This is a genomic window from Cupriavidus sp. WS (genome assembly GCF_000395345.1).
Lineage (GTDB): Bacteria > Pseudomonadota > Gammaproteobacteria > Burkholderiales > Burkholderiaceae > Cupriavidus > Cupriavidus basilensis_B.
In genome coordinates this window covers 1-878 of the sequence record NZ_AQPL01000689.1, presented here as the reverse complement: position 1 = coordinate 878, position 878 = coordinate 1, and the positions used below count along the sequence as shown (strand labels likewise).

General features: G+C 55.6%; 2 protein-coding genes. One reads left to right on the top strand and one right to left on the bottom strand.

What is annotated here, in order from left to right:
- A partial coding sequence (locus tag K206_RS44585; protein WP_231401747.1) for a hypothetical protein occupies positions 1–201 on the top strand: 201 nt, incomplete at its 5' end.
- A 328-nt stretch (positions 202–529) separates the two neighbouring features.
- Here the strand turns inward: K206_RS44585 and K206_RS44580 are convergent.
- The coding region (locus K206_RS44580; protein ID WP_231401746.1) for a hypothetical protein at positions 530–878 on the bottom strand (349 nt) is incomplete at its 5' end.

Genomic DNA, 878 nt, shown 5'->3' with positions numbered 1-878 from the left:
GAGGCCAGGAACGGCAACGCCCGTGCAAGGCGGGCGTCAGAATCACTTGCGTCGATGCTAGAGAGCTGCGTATTTCTCGGTAAGCACTGTCGCACCAGCTACACGCAACAACTCTTTAAAGGCGTCAATGCGCTCAGGCAGCATGGCAATATGGACCACAACTTTCGCCCGACTTCCTTCGCGTCGATGTCCCCACCATAGCCAGCCTCTGTCACGGACAGCATCTAGCCACGACCCGAACTCCCATGGCAAAGAGTCCCACCGGTCACGGGGTGTCGTAGCCAGAAGCCTATCAGTTTCCTCTTTCGTCAGCTCAGGTAGGCTCGAAAGCAACCACACCGGAAGCGCTCCCTTCCACTCATCATCAGACGGCCACTCATCCGCAGAGTGCGCAGCAATTATCCGCAATACGGCCAAGATTTTCTCCAAGGTCGCATCGGGATGCGACCCTAAGTCAATCTCGAACTCCCACGGGTTCGCCGGCATTGAGGCGAGTTCATTGTTCGCCTGAAGGCGTTCCTTTTCCGTTCTAGCGTCCATTGCGTCCGCTTCCTTGCTTAATCGATTGCATTAGGTCATTGAAGTATGCCTTGGGTACCCCGAACTGGTCTGGGTAGGGGTCCCGGCTAATAATCGGCTTGTCCGGATACTGGCGTGCGAACCTTTCAGGGACCGCATCCGAGCGTATCCGGTCGACAAACTGTGAATTTACCTCGAACGACTTGAGTTCTGCGCCTGGGAGGCCCTTGTCTATCTTAGTCTGTAGGTACTGGGCCGCACGGCCCTCTTGCCCAAAGTTTAGCCAAACAACGGAATCATTTCCTGGTACTAGGGAGACATGGCCCGCTTCGTTGACGAAGATACGCTGGTTCGGAATG